This is a genomic window from Stenotrophomonas indicatrix (genome assembly GCF_002750975.1).
Taxonomy (GTDB): Bacteria; Pseudomonadota; Gammaproteobacteria; order Xanthomonadales; family Xanthomonadaceae; genus Stenotrophomonas; species Stenotrophomonas indicatrix.
Genome location: NZ_PEJS01000001.1, coordinates 4,013,623 through 4,032,055 on the forward strand (window position 1 = coordinate 4,013,623; position 18,433 = coordinate 4,032,055).

15 protein-coding genes are annotated in these 18,433 nt (G+C 68.3%); 3 read left to right on the forward strand and 12 right to left on the reverse strand.

Features of this window, described 5'->3' with window-relative positions:
- The first annotated feature begins 55 nt into the window (after positions 1 to 55).
- The gene (gene dkgB, locus CR918_RS18535; protein ID WP_033832513.1) at positions 56 to 865 is read left to right on the forward strand and encodes a 2,5-didehydrogluconate reductase DkgB; all 810 of its coding nucleotides are present in this window, start codon (positions 56 to 58) and stop codon (positions 863 to 865) included.
- A 73-nt stretch (positions 866 to 938) separates the two neighbouring features.
- Here dkgB and CR918_RS18540 read toward each other — a convergent pair whose 3' ends face one another.
- Entirely contained in the window at positions 939 to 1,640 is a 702-nt protein-coding gene (locus tag CR918_RS18540; RefSeq protein WP_099844115.1) for an alpha/beta fold hydrolase, read from the reverse strand.
- A 45-nt stretch (positions 1,641 to 1,685) separates the two neighbouring features.
- On the opposite strand from CR918_RS18540, the gene CR918_RS18545 reads away from it, so the two are divergent.
- On the forward strand, positions 1,686 to 2,066 hold the full coding sequence (locus tag CR918_RS18545; protein WP_032976817.1) for a YbjQ family protein: 381 nt from the start codon (positions 1,686 to 1,688) through the stop codon (positions 2,064 to 2,066).
- A gap of 42 nt (positions 2,067 to 2,108) precedes the next feature.
- Here the strand turns inward: CR918_RS18545 and CR918_RS18550 are convergent, their stop codons facing one another.
- Both CR918_RS18550 and mgtE read right to left on the reverse strand, forming a co-directional pair.
- Entirely contained in the window at positions 2,109 to 4,835 is a 2,727-nt protein-coding gene (locus CR918_RS18550; RefSeq protein ID WP_099844117.1) for a bifunctional acetate--CoA ligase family protein/GNAT family N-acetyltransferase, read from the reverse strand.
- A 136-nt stretch (positions 4,836 to 4,971) separates the two neighbouring features.
- Positions 4,972 to 6,342, reverse strand: a complete 1,371-nt coding sequence (mgtE, locus tag CR918_RS18555; protein ID WP_025877611.1) for a magnesium transporter — start codon at positions 6,340 to 6,342, stop codon at positions 4,972 to 4,974.
- Between the two features lie 344 nt (positions 6,343 to 6,686).
- On the opposite strand from mgtE, the gene CR918_RS18565 reads away from it, so the two are divergent.
- On the forward strand, positions 6,687 to 8,465 hold the full coding sequence (locus CR918_RS18565) for a monovalent cation:proton antiporter-2 (CPA2) family protein (RefSeq protein ID WP_080149582.1): 1,779 nt from the start codon (positions 6,687 to 6,689) through the stop codon (positions 8,463 to 8,465).
- Between the two features lie 311 nt (positions 8,466 to 8,776).
- Here the strand turns inward: CR918_RS18565 and CR918_RS18570 are convergent, their stop codons facing one another.
- The 9 genes from CR918_RS18570 to CR918_RS18610 form a co-directional block, all read right to left on the reverse strand.
- Positions 8,777 to 12,115, reverse strand: a complete 3,339-nt coding sequence (locus CR918_RS18570; RefSeq protein WP_099844119.1) for an ankyrin repeat domain-containing protein — start codon at positions 12,113 to 12,115, stop codon at positions 8,777 to 8,779.
- Positions 12,108 to 12,368 carry a YcgL domain-containing protein gene (locus CR918_RS18575; protein ID WP_025877986.1) on the reverse strand — a complete coding sequence of 87 codons (261 nt, stop codon included), beginning with the start codon at positions 12,366 to 12,368 and terminating at the stop codon, positions 12,108 to 12,110. The genes CR918_RS18570 and CR918_RS18575 overlap by 8 nt, the downstream gene beginning before the upstream one ends.
- 159 nt (positions 12,369 to 12,527) lie before the next feature.
- Entirely contained in the window at positions 12,528 to 12,968 is a 441-nt protein-coding gene (locus tag CR918_RS18580; protein WP_025877987.1) for a hypothetical protein, read from the reverse strand.
- Between the two features lie 37 nt (positions 12,969 to 13,005).
- On the reverse strand, positions 13,006 to 14,244 hold the full coding sequence (locus tag CR918_RS18585) for a beta-ketoacyl-ACP synthase (protein WP_025877989.1): 1,239 nt from the start codon (positions 14,242 to 14,244) through the stop codon (positions 13,006 to 13,008).
- Positions 14,244 to 14,975: a 3-ketoacyl-ACP reductase FabG2 gene (locus tag CR918_RS18590; RefSeq protein WP_025877991.1), complete on the reverse strand. Its 732-nt coding sequence runs from the start codon at positions 14,973 to 14,975 to the stop codon at positions 14,244 to 14,246. Before CR918_RS18590 ends, CR918_RS18585 begins: the two co-directional genes overlap by 1 nt.
- Positions 14,972 to 15,430 carry a hotdog family protein gene (locus tag CR918_RS18595; protein WP_025877993.1) on the reverse strand — a complete coding sequence of 153 codons (459 nt, stop codon included), beginning with the start codon at positions 15,428 to 15,430 and terminating at the stop codon, positions 14,972 to 14,974. The genes CR918_RS18590 and CR918_RS18595 overlap by 4 nt, the downstream gene beginning before the upstream one ends.
- On the reverse strand, positions 15,427 to 16,614 hold the full coding sequence (locus tag CR918_RS18600; RefSeq protein ID WP_099844121.1) for a beta-ketoacyl-[acyl-carrier-protein] synthase family protein: 1,188 nt from the start codon (positions 16,612 to 16,614) through the stop codon (positions 15,427 to 15,429). The genes CR918_RS18595 and CR918_RS18600 overlap by 4 nt, the downstream gene beginning before the upstream one ends.
- Positions 16,611 to 17,165 carry a DUF3261 domain-containing protein gene (locus CR918_RS18605; RefSeq protein WP_033832520.1) on the reverse strand — a complete coding sequence of 185 codons (555 nt, stop codon included), beginning with the start codon at positions 17,163 to 17,165 and terminating at the stop codon, positions 16,611 to 16,613. Before CR918_RS18605 ends, CR918_RS18600 begins: the two co-directional genes overlap by 4 nt.
- On the reverse strand, positions 17,153 to 18,427 hold the full coding sequence (locus tag CR918_RS18610) for an NAD(P)/FAD-dependent oxidoreductase (protein WP_032976809.1): 1,275 nt from the start codon (positions 18,425 to 18,427) through the stop codon (positions 17,153 to 17,155). Before CR918_RS18610 ends, CR918_RS18605 begins: the two co-directional genes overlap by 13 nt.
- Positions 18,428 to 18,433 lie beyond the last annotated feature (6 nt).

Below are 18,433 nucleotides of genomic sequence, written 5' to 3' on the forward strand. Positions count from 1 at the left end.
ACGGCCCCTGCCCTACCCTTTGCGATCACCTCCTTCCCCCGCTTTGGAGTTCTCCATGACTGTTCCCGCTTTCGGCCTCGGCACCTTCCGCCTGAAAGACCAGACCGTGATCGACTCGGTGCGCAACGCGCTGGACGTCGGCTACCGCGCCATCGACACCGCGCAGATCTACGGCAACGAAGCCGAGGTCGGCCAGGCCATCGCCGAGTCGGGCGTGCCGCGTGACGAGATCTACCTGACCACCAAGGTGTGGATCACCGAGTTCAAGCGCGATGCGCTGCTGGCCAGCCTGCGCACCAGCCTGGAAAAGCTGCGCACCGACCATGTCGACCTGGCGTTGATCCACTGGCCGTCACCAAACGACAAGGTCGATACGCCGATGGAGGAATACCTGCCTGCCCTGGCTGAGGCCAAGGCACAGGGGCTGACCCGGGAGATCGGTATCTCCAACTTCACCATCGCCCAGACCCGCAAGGCGATCGAGATCCTCGGCGCCGATGCCATCGCCACCAACCAGATCGAGATCCACCCCTACCTGCAGAACCGCCTGCTGGTGAAGTTCCTGCAGGACAACGGGATCCGCGTCACTGCCTACATGAGCCTGGCCTACGGCGAGGTGATCAAGGACCCGGTGATCCAGGCCATCGCCGGCCGTCATCAGGCCAGCCCGGCACAGATCGCGCTGGCATGGGCGCTTCAGCAGGATTACGCGGTCATTCCGTCATCGACCAAGCGCGAGAACCTGGCCAGCAACCTGGAAGCCGCCGCGATCCGCCTGACCGAAGACGACATGGCGCAGATCGCCAAGCTGGACCGTGGCCACCGCCTGGCCAATCCGGAAGGCATCGCACCGGCCTGGGATTGAAGAACGGCCGCCGGGCATGGCCCGGCGCTACCGGATGACGGTGGGTAGCGCCGGGCCATGCCCGGCGGATCCATCAGTACTGCAACAACCATCCGCGCATTGCCGCACTCACCTCGTCCGGCTTCTCCATCGGTGCCAGGTGCCCGCAATCGGGCACCACCACCAGCTGCGAATGCGGCACCAGCGCGTGCATCTCCTCGCTCACCGCCAACGGCGTGATGCGGTCGTTCGCACCACAGACGATCAGCAGCGGATCGCGGTAGCCGGCCAGCACATCGTGGCCATCACTGCGCTCCAGCGCGCTCTGGCGCAGGAACACCTCCGCACCCAGCCGTGCGGTCATGTCACGCACGCGCTGCACCAGCACGTAGTCGTCCAGCCGCGAGGCGCCGATATAGCTGCGCATCAGCGCGTCACCAAAGCCGTGGAATTTACCGGGCAGGCGCACGCTGGCGCGCTGGCTGCGGCGCTGTTCGGCACGTTCCGGGGAGTCGGCATGGATCGAGGTGTCGATCAGGGCCAGCTGCAGCACCCGCTCCGGCGCGGTGCGCAGGATCTGCTGGGCGACGAAGCCGCCCAGTGAGAAACCGGCCAGCGCAAACCGCTCCGGCGCCTGCGCCAGTACCTCCTCGGCAACGGCCTGCAGGGTCTCGCCGCGGGTCTGGTCGCCCACGGTGCAGTCGGCGATATCGGCCAGGTCGGCCAGCTGCGCGCGCCAGAGTTCGGCGTCGTTGAGCAGGCCCGGGAGGAGGAGCAGGGGAATACGGTCGGTCATGCGGGTATTGTGGCGTCTTCAAACCCACAACACGACCAGACACCCATGGCCGACCCCTACAACAGCGGTGCCCCGACCACGTCCGCAGCGCGCTTCGAGGATTCGATGGTGACCACCGCCTTCGAGCTGCCCGGCTACCGCATCGCGCGCAACCTGGGCGTGGTACGCGGCATCACCGTGCGCTCGCGCTCGATCGTGGGCAACTTCCTTGGCGGCATCCAGACGATCTTCGGCGGCAACATCACCATCTACACCGAGCTGTGCGAGCAGGCGCGCGAGGAAACCTATCGTGACATGGTCAAGCATGCGCGGCAGCTGGGTGCCAACGCGGTCATCGGCATGCGCTACGACGCCACCGATGTGATGACCGGCCTGACCGAAGTGCTGTGCTATGGCACGGCGGTGGTGGTCGAGCCGCTGCGTTGAATCCGATGTTCCGCCGGGCATGGCCCGGCGCTACGGTCACGGTCACGCCACCGGCGGGACGTCGGGCACTTCCACCTGCTGCACCGGCAACGTCACCATCATCACCGTCGGGTCGTCCGGGTCCAGCCGGGTCTTGAAGCCCAGGCTCTGGCACATCGCCAGCATGGTGCTGTTCTCGCGCAGCACCTGGCCTTCCACCACATCCAGGCCCAGCCACTTGGCGTACTCGATCATGATCGCCATCAGGCGCCAGCCGATGCCGTGTCCCTTCAGATCCGAACGGATCAGGATGCCGTACTCGCCACGGTGGTAATCCGCATCGGCATGCAGTCGCACCGCGCCGAGCATTTCGCCGCTGCGCGGTTCGAGCGCCACCAATGCGATCGAGCGGGCGTAGTCCAGCTGGGTCAGGCGGGCGATGAACTCGTGGCTGAAATGCTTCACCGACTGGAAGAAACGCAGACGCAGATCCTCGTCGCTGACACGCGCGAAGAACGCACGGAACAGCGCGTCATCTTCCGGCCGCACCGGGCGCACGAACGCGCGACCGCCATCGGACAGCTCGATGGTGCGCTCCCATTCCTTCGGATACGGGAACACGGCGAAGCGTGGATGGCCACGGCCCTTGTGCAGGATGCGCGACGGCGCAACCGCAACGCGCGCGTCCAGCGCGAGGATGCCCTTGCTGTCCACCAGCAGGGGATTGATGTCCAGCGTGCGCACTTCGGGAATGTCCGCCGCCAGCTGCGCCAGTTTGACCAGCGCCAGTGCCAGTGCGCGCTCGTCGGCGGCGGGCACGTCGCCATAGGCTTTGAGAATGCGCGAAGCCCGCGTCTGGCCGATCAGCTCGTGGGCCAGGCGCAGGTCCAGCGGCGGCAGCGCCAGTGCCTTGTCGTTGATCACTTCCACCGCCGTGCCACCGCGCCCGACCACGATCACCGGTCCAAACGTGGCGTCGTCGGCGATGCCGACGATGATCTCGCGCGCCTTCGGGCGGACGATGGTCGGTTGCACCAGCAGGCCGTCGATGCGCGCGTCCGGCCGCAGCTGGCGTGCACGGGCAAGGATCGCCTTGGCCGCGCTCTGCACCGCCGGCAGCGTCGCCAGATTCAGGCGCACGCCATCCACTTCGGATTTGTGCGGAATATCGGGCGACAGGATCTTCAGCGCGACCGTCGCGCCACGCTCCAGCAAGGGTTGCGCCAGGTCCATCGCCTCGTGCGCATCGCGCGCATGCATCACCGGTGCAGAGGGGATGCCGTAGGCCTTCAGCAGTTCATGGGTGGCCAACGGGTCCAGCCAGCCTTGGCCATTGGCCAGCGCGGCTTCGACCAGCGCGCGCGCACGCGCGGTATCCACGCTGAAATCCTGCGGCAGGCTCGGCGGCGTTTCCATCAACGCACTCTGTGCCTCCCGGTAACGCACCAGATGCTGGAAGCCGCGCACGGCCTCCGCTTCGGTGGGATAGGTCGGCACGCGTGCGGCATTGAGGGTGGCAGTGGCCTGGTCGTCGTTGCCCAGCCACACCGCGAATACCGGCTTGTCGCGGTGGTGGCGCGGGCGCAGGCCGAGCGTACGGGTCAGCGCCTGCGCCGCATCGGCCGACGAGGTGAACGCGGTAGGCACGTTGACCACCAGCACCGCATCGTTCTCGCTGTCGGCCAGCAACGCTTCGATGGCAGTGGCATAGCGATCACCATCGGCGTCGACCACGATGTCGACCGGGTTGCTGCGCGTCCAGCCCTGCGGCAGTACCGCATCCAGCTTCTGCACGGTGCTGTCGGACAGTTGCGCCAGCGTGCCCTGCAGGGCGATCAGCTGGTCCACCGCCAGGTGGCCGACGCCACCGCCGTTGCTGAGGATGGCCAGGCGACGACCGGGGAAGGTGCCAAGCCGGCCCAGCGACTCGGCCGCGGTGAACAGTTCGTCCAGCGCGCTCACCCGCAGCAGGCCGGCACGGTTGAATGCCGCGCCGTACACATCATCGGCGCGCGCCAGTGCCTGCACGTGGGTATCGGCGCTGCCCGGCTGTACCCGTTCGGCGCGCCCGGACTTCACCACCACCACGGGTTTGGCACGCGCAGCGGCGCGCGCGGCCGACATGAACTTGCGCGCGTCCTTGATCTGCTCGACATAGAGCAGGATGGCGCGGGTACGGTAGTCGGTGGCGAAATAATCCAGCAGATCGCCGAAGTCCACGTCCATGGTGTCGCCCAGCGAAACCACGGCGGAGAACCCTACCGAGCGCGCCACGCCCCATTCCACCAGGGCGGCGGCGATCGCCGAGGATTCGGAGATCAGCGCGAGGTCGCCGGCCTGTGGGAAATGCGCGGCGATGCTGGCATTGAGCCGTGCATGTGGTGCGATCACGCCCAGGCAGTGCGGGCCGAGGATGCGCAGGCCATGCGCGCGCGCGGCGGCCTCCACCTGTGCCCATGGCGAGCCCGGGCCTTCTCCCAGGTGCGCGGTGAGGATGATCGCGGCCTGCACGCCACGTTCGGCAGCGGTGCGTACCACCTGCGGCACGATGGCGGCCGGTGCGGTGATCACCACCAGTTCCGGCACCCAGTCCAGGTCCTTCAGCCGCTTCACCGTGCGGATGCCATCGATCTCCGCATGGCGCGGGTTGATCCATGCCACTTTGCCGGGGAAGCCGGTGCCGCGCAGGTTGCGCATCACTGCGCGGCCCGCCGAGCGCTCACGCGGGCTGCCGCCGATCACCGCGACCGACTGCGGACGGAACACGGACTGCAGGTGGTAGGTACTCATGTGCCTACGTTACACGGACCGGCGCTGCGGCGGCATGATCGTGCGCAGGAACCTGGCATCGCATCCACGCATGGCGTGGATCTGCTACGCCGGCCAGAACCAGTGGATCCACGCCATGCGTGGATGACGCCCCCCGTTACAGCAGCGTCCCGTGCAGGATCATCGCGGCGATGCTGAAGTAGATGACCAGTCCGGTCACATCCACCAGGGTGGCCACGAACGGGGCCGAGGCACTGGCCGGGTCGAAGCCCAGCCGCTTGAGGATGAAGGGCAGCATCGACCCGGACAGCGAGCCGAACGTGACGATGCCCACCAGTGCGGCACCGATGGTGATCGCCAGCAGGATCCAGTGTTCGCCGTAGTCATGGAAGCCACCGAGCTGCCAGATCACGATGCGTACGATGGCCAGGCAACCGAGGATGGCGCCGAGCACCATGCCGGTGGGCACTTCGCGCAGTGCCACCTTCCACCAGTCGCGCAGGCGCAGTTCGCGCAGCGCCAGGCTGCGGATCAGCAGCGAGGTCGCCTGCGAACCGGAGTTGCCACCCGAGCTCATGATCAACGGAATGAACAGGGTCAACACCACCGCGCGCGCCAGTTCGTCCTCGTAGTGCTGCATCGCGCTGGCGGTCAGCATCTCGCCGACGAACAGCACGCTCAGCCAGCCGGCGCGCTTGCGCAGCATCTCGAAGAAGCCGATCTGCATGTACGGTTTGTCCAGCGCTTCCATGCCGCCGAACTTGTGCGCGTCTTCGGTGGACTCTTCGATCAGCGCATCGAGGATGTCATCGACGGTGACGATGCCGAGCATGTGCTGCTGCGCGTCCACCACCGGAATGGCCAGCAGATCGTGGCGGCGGATCAGCCGCGCCACGTCTTCCTGGTCCATCTGCGCATCCACCATCACCGGCGGATTGACCTGGGCCACATCCAGGATCGATTCCTCCGGCAGCCCGGTGATCAGCCGGCGCATGGTCACCACCTGCTGCAGCTGCTGGTTGGCCGGGTCGAGCACGTAGATCGCATACACGGTCTCGCGCGTGCGTTCGACCTGACGGATGTGCTGCAGGGTCTGGGCCACGGTCCAGGTGGCGGGCACGGCGACGAACTCGGTAGTCATCAGCGCACCGGCGGTGTTCGGCGGGTAGCTCAGCAGCTTCTGGATGGTCTGCCGGGCTTCGTTGCCCAGCAGCGGAATCAGCCGCGCGCGTTCTTCTTCATCCAGCTCGTGGACGATATCGGTGGCACGGTCGTCGGCCATCAACCCCAGCAGCGCGGCGGCGCGTGCCGGCGGCAGTGCGGCAACCAGTTCGCCACTGCGGTGCAGCTCCGGCGCCTCGAGCATCTTCACTGCACGCGGCAGCGACAGCGCGGCCAGCGTCTCGGCGGCGCGCTGCAGTTCGAGCGTGTTGAGGAATTCCACCGCGTCGGCGGTGTTGTAGTTCGCCAGCGGTGCCGACAATGCTGCGGCATCGGCCACCGGACGCAGCAATTGCTTCTGGTTCATGGTGATTCGCCTTCATGGGGTGCGACCTCGCGCAACGCCAACGCAGGCAAACCGTCCCGGTGTCAGGCGGTGGCCATCGCTGGCGTCGACCGAGGTCGACTTCTACTGTCGCTGGACATGGGTTGGGGACTCCGGAGGGGTGTACTGACGGACACGCCGGCAGCGGCGGGCAGTCTGGACCTGCGGTCGGTGCAGGTCAACCCGCCACGCTGACCGGACAATGGGCCCGCTGCCGTTCTCGTGCGTACACAGCGACGCGCGCATAATGACCAGGTGGCATCCGCCGCGCTTCCCCTCCCCGCCGAACGGACGCACAGCCGGCCTCCCGATGACCAGGTATTCCCATGCATAGCGGTGGTCTGGAACTGGCACTGGTGCTGCTGCTGGCCGCGGTGATCGCGGTGCCGGTGTTCAAGAAGTTCGGCTTCGGCGCGGTGCTGGGCTACCTGGCGGCCGGCGTGGTGCTGGGGCCGGACGGTCTGGGCTTCGTACAGGACGCCGACCGCATCCTCGGCGCGGCCGAGATCGGCGTGGTCATGCTGCTGTTCGTGATCGGGCTGGAGCTGTCCCCGGCCCGGCTGAAGGTGATGCGGCGCTCGGTGTTCGGTGCGGGCGCGGCGCAGGTGGCGCTGTCCGGGCTGGTGCTGGGCGGCCTGCTGCTGCTCGATCACTTCCAGTGGAAGAGCGCGCTGGTGGTGGGCGTGGCGCTGGCGCTGTCGTCGACTGCGGTCGGCCTGCAGCTGCTGTCCGAACACAAGGCGATCAACAGCGACCATGGCCGGCTGGGGTTTGCCATCCTGCTGTTCCAGGACCTGATCGCCATTCCGCTGCTGGCCGCGATTCCGCTGCTGGGCGGGGTCAAGAACGAGACGCTGCGCTGGGAAGATGCGGCCGTCGCGCTGGGCGCGCTGGCGGTGGTGATCCTGTGCGGGCGGCCGGTGCTGCGCCGGGTGTTCGGCATCATCGCCCGCACCCGCAGCCCGGAGGTGTTCACCGCCACCGCACTGCTGGTGGTGCTGGGCACCGCCTGGTTCATGCAGGAAGCCGGCCTGAGCCCCAGCCTGGGGGCATTCCTGGCCGGCGTGCTGCTGTCCGATTCGGAATTCCGGCATGAGCTGGAATCGCAGATCGAGCCGTTCAAGGGTCTGCTGCTGGGCCTGTTCTTCATTGCCGTGGGCATGGGCATCGACCTGGACCGCATCGCCGCCGAACCGTGGATGATCGCTGCGGGCGTGGCGATCCTGCTGGTGGTGAAGTTCAGCCTGCTGTACGCCATCGGCCGCATCGCCAGACTCAGCTCGCGGCAGTCGTTGCTGCTGGGCAGCGTGTTGTGGCTGGGCGGCGAATTCGCCTTCGTGGTGTTCAACGAAGCCCAGCGTGCGCATCTGCTGGGCAATGCCAACCATGACCGGCTGGTGGCGATCGTCGGCCTGTCGATGGCGATCACCCCGTTGCTGATGATCGCCCTGATGCGCCTGCTCGGCGAGGAGAAGGTCGCGCCCCGCCAGGCGGCGGAGGCCGACAAGGTGGCGCCGGACAATCGCCCGAAGGTGCTGATTGCCGGCATGGGCCGCTTCGGCCAGGTGATCGCGCGCCTGCTCACCGCGCAGAAGGTGCCGTTCGTGGCACTGGAGGCGAACCCGGACACGGTGGCCGACCTGCGCCGCTTCGGCAACCAGCTGTACTACGGCGATCCGACCCGGCCGGAGATGCTGCGCGCCGCCGGTGGCGAGCACATCGACGTCTTCGTGATCACCGTGGACGACCCGGAAACCAACCTGCGGGCGGTGCGCATGGTGCGCCGCCTGTACCCGGACGCGACGGTGCTGGCGCGTGCGCGCAACCGCCAGCATGCCTGGCGGTTGATGGACATGTCGGCCGAACCGTTCCGCGAAGTATTCGGTACCAGCCTGGAAATGAGCGGGCGCGTGCTGACCGCGCTGGGCGTGGCACCGAACGTGGCCGAGCGCCATGTGCAGCAGTTCCGCGAGCACGACGAGAAGCTGCTGCGCGACCAGTACCTGGTCTACGACGACGAGGCCGCCGTGATCCAGACCTCGCGCGATGCCCGCAACGACCTGATGCACCTGTTCGAAGCGGACGCGGAAAGCGACGACAAGTAGATCCACGCCATGCGTGGATGTTTTTGTTTCCGTGCGCGGCGATCATCCACGCATGGCGTGGATCTACTGAAGGCATCCTGCCGACCAACGGTCGGCACCCACCCAATGGAAGGCGACCTTCAGCCGTTGTCGCGCAGGAACCTGGCCATCGAAGAGACACCCGGCACGCGCGGCTCGGACGCGGAAAGCGGCGGCGACAAGCAACGCTGATCGACGGGGTTGGGTAGTGCCGGCCGCTGGCCGGCAACCTCATGAACCTCGCCAGGATCGCGAAGCTGCCGGCCAGCGGCCGGCACTACCGCGCCTTGGGGTCAGCCGTTGTCGCGCAGGAACCTGGCCATCGAAGAGACACCCGGCACGCGCGGCTCGAACTCGGCGGCGACGTCGATGAAGCCGCGCATCACCGCGATCTCGCGCGGGCTGCGGTTCAAGCCATCGCGCGCTTCCGGGTCGGCACCGGCGCGCAGCAGGCGCTGCACCAGCAGCGGCAACCCGTGCAGGGCGGCCAGGTGCAGCGGGCCGAAGCCGCGCGGATCGCGCACGTCCAGGCTGACGTCTTCATCCAGCAGGCGCTCGACGGCGGCCATCACCACCTGCTCGTCGCAGGCAGTGCCCGGTTCGGCGCGCGCGCCAAGCAGCAGCAGCAACGGCGTGACCGCACCGGCGGCGGCCTGGTCCGGCTCTGCACCAGCCAGCAGCAGGGTATCGAGCAGCGCCAGCAGGCGCGAACGGTCGCGCGCACTGAAGCCATACAGGGCTGCGCAGTGCAGCGGCGCCAGCTGCTGGGCATCGCCGGCGTGCACATCGGCACCGGCGGTGAGCAGGCGCGCCACGATGTCCGGCAGCCCCAGCGCCGAGGCCAGCATCAGCACGGTGACCCCGCCTGGCAGGCGGTGTTCGAGCTGCGCACCGGCGTCGAGCAGGGCCGAGACGATCTCGACCTGGCGCATGCTGACCGCCGCCGACAACGGCGTGGCACCACTGGCGGCGGCATGCTGCGGATCAGCGCCGCGCGCCAGCAGCAGGTCGACCACGGCCAGGTGGCCACCGCCGGCAGCACGCAGCAGTGCGGTGCAGCCCTGCGCATCGACGGCGTCGACGGCAAAGCCCAGATCATTCAAACGACGCACGGCGTCGACATCACCGGCCATCGCGGCGGCCGGCAGATCGCCTTCGCGCAGGGTCCGGCGCGGCAGCGGCCAGACGCGCCAGTCCAGCCAATCAGCCAGATCACGACGACCGATCGACAACGCCACGCCCAGCGGTGTCTGCCCATCGGCAGCACGCGCTTCCGGCGAGGCGCCGTGCTGCACCAGCAATTTCAAGGCGCTTTCGCGCGCCAGTGCGGTGGCCAGATGCAGCGCGGTCATGCCATGGCTGTCGCGTGCTTCGCGGTCCACGCCGGTGGTGAGCAGGGCCTGCTGCAGGCGCAGCCAGCCCAGGCGCACCGCCAGCGACAACGGCGGATCACCGGCCGGCGAGGCGGCAAACGGATCGGCGCCCCGCTCCAGCAGTTCCAACGCCAGCTGCTCAAGCCCACGCGCCGCCTGGTCGTGCTGCGCACAGGCGGCCAGGAAACGCGCCAGGCCACCGCGCCCGGCCGGCGACAGGCCGTGCTGCAGCATCACCTGCAGGGCTGGCACGGCATCGATGCCACGCGAAAGCAGTGCGAACATCGGCGTATCTGCGCAGGCATCGCGCACGTACGGATCGGCACCATGGGCGAGCAGCCAGTCGACCGCACGCGGCTCCAGCGCCAGCTCCGGATCGAGCAGCAGGCCACCCAGTTCTTCGGGCTGGCACAGCTTGGCCAGTGCGGCCATGCCATCGGTATTGCCGAACCCCAGCGCCTCGCGCAGCAGGGTCAACGGCGGGCGGTCGGGCAACAGGCCGCTGGCGCTGGCCGTCTCACCGCGCTCGGCCAGGCCATCGCTGACCGCGGCGGGCAGCGGGTAGGACGGGTCCAGCAGGGCCACGATCGCCCAGCGACCGGCTTCGGCGGCATAGTCCACCGCGCGCCGGCCGGCCGGATCGCTGCCGTCGGCGGCGATGCCCAGTTCCAGCAGGCGCTTGATCAACAACGGCGAAACGTCCTCGGCCATCGTGGCCAGCAGCACCGCGTTGCGGCCATCGGTGTCGACCGCAACCAGGTCTGGTTTGTGCGGCAGCAGGTGCTCGACCACGGCAGCGCGGCCGGCGCGTGCGGCTTCCAGCCACGGGGTGCGGCCCAGCGCATCGCGCGCTTCCAGGTTGGCACCGGCGGCCAGCAGCACGCCGATGATGTCCACGTGGCCGGCCAGTGCGGCTTCATGCAGCGCGCTGCGGCGCTGGCGGTCGCGCGCGTCGGCACGTGCCTTGTGCTTGAGCAGCAGCTGCACGCCGGCCGGATCGTCGTCCTCGGTGGCGGCCGCGGCCAGCAGCACCGGGGTGCCGTCAGCCGGTTCGCTGCGCGCGCCACGCTCCAGCAGGAAGCGCGCCAGGCGCCAGTTGCCGACCTGGCAGGCCACCGCCAGCGGCGACCAGCCATCACGGTTCAGTGCGTCCACTTCAGCCGCCGCATCACGCAGCAGTGCGGCCACGCCCGGGTCGGAACTGCGCGCGGCGTGGTGCAGGGGCGTGTTGCCCTCGCTGTCGGTGGCGCGCGAATCGGCACCGTTGGCCAGCAGGGTCATCACCGCTTCCGGACGCCCATGCCAGCTGTCGCGGGTCGCGGCCAGCAGCGGGGTCATGCCACGGTGCGGCGCGTTCACATCGACGCCGCGGCCGATCAGCTCGCGCAGCAGGCGCAGGTCCGGCAATACTGCGGCCAGTACAGCCAGGCTGCGCTGGTCGCGCCAGTTCGGGTCAGGCAATGAATACGGATCGGCGCCGGCCTGCAGCAACTGCAGCGCGCGGTCGATGCGGCCGTGGCGTGCGGCTTCGTACAGGGCCGGGGTCAGCTCCTGCGGCGCCAATGCTTCCAGCGGCGTGGTGTCCACCGCAGTGCTGAACAGCGTTTCGCGATCGACCGGCAGTTCAGCGCCAACCGGGCCGCGCAGCGAGACCAGCGGCGCCGGTGCGATGCGCTGCAGCAGCAGGTGCAGCAGCGGCGACAGCAGCAGCACCGCCAGTGCCGACGGCCAACGTGCGCTTTCCGGCAGCAGGCCCGGCCAGGTCGGCAGTACCACCAGAGCGGCCAGGGCCATCACCAGTGCGGCCACGCCAAGGCCACGCCAGGCGCTGAGGTCGCGGCCGGCCAGCGCCTGCCAATGCTGGGCCAGGCCACCGTCGAGACGCTCGACATCATTCCACAGCGGCCAGGTGCGCCAAGCCGCCAGCAGGCCAGCGCTGACCAGCACGCTCAGACCCAGCACCGCAGCCAGGCTGCCGCTGTCGCGCAGCGCGGCCAGCGGCCAGGCCAGCAACAGGGCCAGCAGCAACGGCGCGGCGATCCACAGTGCCAGCAGCGCCGGCAGGTCCTGGCGGACGATCACCTTCGGCGGCAGCAGCGCACGGCTGCGCCGCCACCACGAGATTCCCAGTGCGAACGCCGGTTGTGCCAGTGCCGCCAGCACCGCACCGGGCAGGCCGCCCAGCGCCGAACCCAGTGCCAGCAAGGCACCCAGGGTGAAGGCCAGCGACAGGGCGCGGGATCGGGAAAGCTCAGTCATAGTGGCGCAGCATCATGCTGCTCACCGACGGCGGCACCTGCAGGTAGAACCCGCGCTCGGTCAGTTCGCTGCGCACCTTGGCCGGGTCGGCCTGGGCCAGCCGGCGCTCCGCGTCCAGGGTCACGTCCAGCACGAAGACGAGCGGACCCAACGACGCCGACAGCGGCGCAGGCAAAGCGCTGAAGTCATCGCGTCGGGCGAGATAGACGTAGGTGTCCGGCTTGAGTTGGCTTTTATAGACGTAGGCGTGCATGTCCACGGGACGATAACCCGGGAAGAGCCGTGATTGTGTCGGAAAGCCGACACCGGGGAAAGCCGTCACGCGACGATGGCGGCGCGATCGACGGCGTTTCCCCGTTGAGGTTCAGCAATGTGGCGGCGCCGTTCAGGCTGCGCCACCGGTCGGCAGCGCTTACTTGACCTTGGCGTAGGTGCCCTTCAGGGCCACGCCGGCGACGAAGGTGCCGGCCCAGCACTCGTAGTTGGTCGCGCTCTTGAACTCGTTCTTCTTGTAGTAGCTGACGATGTCGACCACGGCGTTGGCGCCGCGCGACTTGGCACCGTCCTGCAGGGCCAGCAGTGCCGACAGCGCGACCCAGTTGCAGGCCTCGACGTCGCTCTTGTTGGCGGCGTTGGTCTTCTTGTTGGTCACGTCTTCGCCCAGGCGCTGCTGCACGCTGACCGGCTGGCCGGCCAGGTAGAAGCGCACGCTGCCGTCGATGCCGGCATCTTTGGCGGCCTGCGAACTGATCAGCTCGCGCAGGGACTGTTCGACGCGGGTATCGCGCGCCGAAGCGGTGGAAGTCAGGGCCAGCAGCGCGGTGGCAGTGGCGATCAGCAGGGTGCGGCGCATCGGAACGTCTCCTTGTTGGGGTGCGGGTACGGCGGGGTCACGCGCTCCAGCGGCGGAACACCAGCGAGGTGTTGATGCCGCCGAAGGCGAAGTTGTTGCTCATCACGTACTCGGCCTGCAGCTCGCGGCCTTGCCCGGTGATGAAGTCGAGCTGGCCGCAACGCGGGTCCACCTCGACCAGGTTCAGGGTGGGCGCGAACCAGCCGGCGCGCATCATTTCGATGCTCATCCAGGCTTCGAACGCGCCGCAACCGCCCAGCATGTGGCCGACGTAGCTCTTCAACGAGCTGATCGGCACGCGGCTGCCGAACACCTGGGCAGTGGCCTGGGTCTCGGCGATGTCGCCGTGGTCGGTGGCGGTGCCATGGGCGTTCACGTAGTCGATCTGCGCCGGCTGCAGACCGGCGTCTTCCAGCGCCAGGCGCATGGCCTGGGCCATGGTATCGGCGCTGGGCTGGGTGACGTGCTGGCCGTCGCTGTTGGTGCCGTAACCGACGATCTCGGCGAGGATGGTCGCGCCGCGTGCCTGCGCGTGTTCCAGATCCTCCAGGATCAGCGTGCAGGCGCCCTCGCCCAGCACCAGGCCATCGCGGCCGGCATCGAACGGGCGCGGGGTGGTGTGCGGTGCGTCGTTGCGCGTGCTGGTGGCAAACAGGGTGTCGAACACCGCCGCAGCCGTGGCGTCGAGCTGTTCGGCACCACCGGCCACCATCACCGTCTGCTTGCCGCTGCGGATCGCTTCATAGCCGGCGCCCACGCCCTGGCTGCCCGACGTACAGGCGCTGGAAGTGGTGTAGACACGCCCGGACAAGCCGAAGAACACACCGATGTTGACCGGCGCGGTGTGGCTCATCATCTTCAGGTAGGTGGTGGCGCTGATGCCGTCGGTGGTGAACTCATGCAGCATGCGGCCGAATTCGCCGGTGGCTTCGTGGCTGCCCGACGACGAGCCATAGGCCACGCCGGTACGGCCACTGCGCAGCACCGGGTGCTCGAACAGGCCCGCCTCACGCAGGGCGACCTCGGTGGCGCGCACCGACATGATCGCCACCTTGCCCATCGAGCGGGTGGTCTTGCGGTTGTAGTTCGGCGGCAGCTCGTAGTCCTGCGCCGGCGCGGCAAGCTTGGTGTTCAGGCCCGCGTACACATCCCATTCCGGCATCGAACGCACCGCATTGCGGCAGCTGCGCAGATGGGCCTGGATGGTCGGCCAGTCGTGGCCGAGCGGACTGATGGCGGCAGCACCGGTGACCACCACGCGACGATCGGCGGCCATCAGATCATCCCTCCGTTGACCGAGATCACCTGGCGGGTGATGTAGCCGGCCGGCTCGGACAGCAGGAACGCGACCGTGGCCGCCACTTCCTCGGGACGGCCGACGCGGCCGGCCGGGATCAGCTTCAATGCGTGTTCGACCACTTCTTCGTTGAGCATGTCGGTCTCGATCAGGCCCGGCGCCACGCAGTTGACGGTGATCTGGCGGCTGGCCAGTTCCAGCGCCAATGCCTTGCTGGCACCGATGATGCCGGCCTTGGCCGCACTGTAATTGACCTGGCCACGGTTGCCGGCCACGCCCGACACCGAGGACAGGGTGACGATGCGGCCCGGCTTGCGCCGCCGCACCATCGGCATGATCAGCGGATGCAGCACGTTGTAGAAACCGTCCAGGTTGGTGTGGATCACCTGGTCCCAGTCGTCCTCGGACAATGCCGGGAACGCGCCGTCACGGGCGATGCCGGCATTGCACACCACGCCGTAATAGGCGCCATGTGCCTCCACGTCAGCCTCCAGCGCAGCACGCGCGGCAGCACGGTCGGCCACGTCGAAGGCCAGCACGCGCGCCTGCCGGCCCAGCGCCTGGATCTCGTCGGCCACCGCCTGTGCTTCTTCCACACGGCTGCGGCAATGCACCACCACGTCGAAGCCATCGCGCGCGATACGCAGCGCAATGGCCCGGCCGATGCCCCGGCTCGCGCCGGTCACCAGCACGCTTGGATTCCCTGTCATGCCTGTCCACTCTCCAGATAGGCCATCGAGTCGGCCGGTTCGAACACCGACACGTTGGCAACCGCCCATTCTTCTTCGCCTGCCAGGATGCGGCAGGCGAACATCCCTAATCCATTGTCGCCCAACAGCTCGCAACGCGCCTGTACCTGCAGGCGGGTGCCACTGGGGAAACTGCTGCGCGTGCTGGTATAGCGCCGGCTGCCAAGCAGGAAGCCCAGCTGCGGCGGGTTGCCGGCCGTGCGTGCGCGGCAGCCGGCCCAGGCAGCGATGGCCTGGGCCATGTATTCGATGCCGACCCATGCCGGGACCGCACCGTCTTCGATGAACAGGCCGGCCTCGGGCACCACCAGTTCCGCCTCGATGCCGTCCTGGTCCCAGCGCAGGATGCGGTCCAGCAGGCACATGTCCTGGCGGTGCGGCACCACCTCTTCGATGGCATACAGCGGCATGTTCATCGGCGCTCCAGTGCCAGCACGGCATTGCTGCCGCCGAAGGCGAACGAATTGCTCAGCACCCGCCGCGGCAGCTGCTGCAGGAAGGTCGCCGGGGCTACCAGCGGCAACGCCGGCAGCGCCGGATCGGCCACGCCGTCCCACCAGTGCGGCGGCAGCTGCTGCTGCGGATTCTCGGCCAGCAGGATCCAGCACAGCGCCGCTTCGATCGCACCGGACGCACCCAGCGTGTGGCCGGTCAGTGGCTTGGTCGAACTGGCCGGCACGGCGGTGCCCAGCACCTGCGCCACGGCGTGGCTTTCCATGGCGTCGTTGTGGCCTGTCGCGGTGCCATGCAGGTTCACGTAATCCACTTCCGAAGGTGCCCAGCCAGCACGCTGCAACGCCTGCTGCAGGGCATCGATGGCACCCAGACCCTGCGGGTCCGGTGCCGACATATGGTGCGCGTCGGCCGACTCACCCCACCCCGCCAGGCTGACCGGGCCTGCATCGCGGGTCAGCAGGAACAGCGCGGCGCCCTCGCCGATGTTGATCCCGCAGCGATGCTGCGAGAACGGATTGCAGCGCACTGCGGAGACCGATTCCAGCGCGCTGAACCCGGCGACGGTGAACCGGCACAGGGAATCGGCACCACCGGCGATGACCGCATCGACGATGCCCGAACGCAGCATGCGCGCGGCCGACATCAACGCCTTGGCGCTGGACGAACAGGCCGTGGACAGCGTCCAGGCCGGGCCCAGCGCACCGCTGCGCTCACGCACGAACTGCGCGGCGGTGCCCATTTCCTGCTGTGCGTAGTCGAACCCTTCAGGCCAATGGCCGTGTTCGGCGCGGGTACGCAGCGCCTGTTCGGATTCACCGATGCCCGAGGTGCTGGTGCCCAGCACCACCGCCACACGCTCGGCGCCGTAACGGTTGATGGCATCGGCAACGGCCGGCGCGATCTGCGCCAGTGCCACGTCCAGCAGAGCATTGTTGCGGCCACGCAGGGACACCGGCAGTTCTTCCAGCGTCGGCAGCGGGCTGTGCACTTCGCCCAGCGCGAGGGTGCGACCCGGCAGCAGGCTGGCGTTGTCGCTCAGGCCGCCGGGCGCATCGGCAAACAGCGCAGCAGCCACCGCGGTGCGGCCCTCGCCCAACGCGCAGACCACGCCGAGGTCGTTCAGGAAAATGGGAGCGCTCTTCATTCCTGGCCGGCCATGTCGATCGATTCGATGCGCAGGGTGTAGCCCTCGGCGCGGTTGTCCAGCTGCACGCTGCCATCGCCCAGGCGCTGCAGCTGCAGCCACACGGTGCCGTCGCGGGACAGGCTGCGCTGGCGGCCGTCGTCGCTCACCTGCCAGCCGGCCGGCAGCGCGGCGGCAATGGCGTCCGTCGGCCACAGCGCGAACTGCAGGTCATCCAGTACGCGTTCGGCACGTACCTGTGGCGGCAGCCACGGTGCACGCTGCTGGGTCAGCTGCTGGCCGTCCCACTGCAGGCGCACGCCGGTCTGGCCCATCGCCTGCACGGCCAGCCGCACCTGCTGCGCATCGGCTTCCAGCAGCGCATCCAGATCACGCTCGTGGCTGCCGAAGCGGAAGTGCAGCTGCTGCTGCAGGGCCAACGGCGCCGGCAGGCTGGACGGTGCCAGCCGCAGCGGCGGCAGGTCGACCAGCGGCCGCGGCATGCGGCTGGCACAGGCGGCCAGCAGCAGGCACAGCAGGACCGCGGAGAGGCGGACGATCAGGCGCTGCACAGTTCCTCCAGCACGCGCATGCGACGGCCACTGTCGTCGGCCACATACGGATTGTTGGTGTCCCAGGCGTAGCCGGCCAGGATGGAGCTGATCATGTCGCGTACCTGCGGCTGCTGGTCGGGGTGGTAGATGATCTTCTGGAAGCCGCCCTGGTACCAGCTTTCGACGAAGCGGCGGAAGGTTTTCACACCGGCACGCAGCGGAATCGAGAATTCGCTTTCCCAGTCCACGGTCTCGCCCGCGTAACGGCGCTTCAGGCATTCGCTGGCCAGCTGCGCCGACTTGAACGCGATGGTGACGCCGGAGGAGAACACCGGGTCGAGGAACTCACCGGCGTTGCCCAGCAGCGCATAGCCCGGGCCCCACAGCGAGCTGACATTGGCCGAATAGCCGGTGATGCGGCGCACCGGCAGCACCGCCCATTCGGCATTGGCCAGCAGCGAGGTCAGGTTCGGATCCTCGCCGACGATGGCCTGCAGCTTCTGCAGGTCGTCGCCTTCGTAGCGCTCGAAGAACGATGGCTCGGCGACCACGCCCAGCGAGCAGCAGCCGTTGGAGAACGGAATCGTCCAGTACCAGACGTCGATGTGCTCGGGATGGGTGGTGATCAGGATCTTGTTGCGGTCGAATTCCGCTTCGGCCGGGATGTTGTCGCGCACGTGGCAGAAGATCGCGCCGCGCACCGGGAAGTTGGACGGTGATTCCAGGTCCAGCAGGCGTGGCAGCAGGCGCGCGAAGCCAGAGGCGTCGAGGATGAAATCGGCTTCGATGCGGTACTCGCTGCCATCGGGGCGGCGCACGCTCACCAGCGGCTGCTCGCCCGGCTCGACGGACAGCACTTCGTCACCGAAGCGCAGGGTCGCGCCCATGCGCTCGGCGCCGCGCGCCAGCACGTTGTCGAAGTCGGCGCGCTGCACCTGGTAGGTGGTGCCCCAGCCCGGTGAGAACTTCTTCCTGAAGTCGAACGCGGTGCGCGCTTTCCCGTGCACGAAGGCCGCGCCGTTCTTGTACTGGAAGCCTGCCTCGACCACGTCCTGCAGCAGGCCGGCCGCTTCGATGTATTCCATGCTCTGCGGCAGCAGGCTCTCGCCGATGGAGAAGCGCGGGAACTGCTGGCGCTCCAGCATCAGCACCTTGCGGCCCTGTTGGCGCAGCATCGCCGCGGCCACCGAACCGGCCGGGCCGGCGCCGATGATCAGGATCTCGGTACGTTCCACGTCTTCGTGGCGGGAAGAATCAGCGGCATCCACAGCAGTAGTCATCGGTGC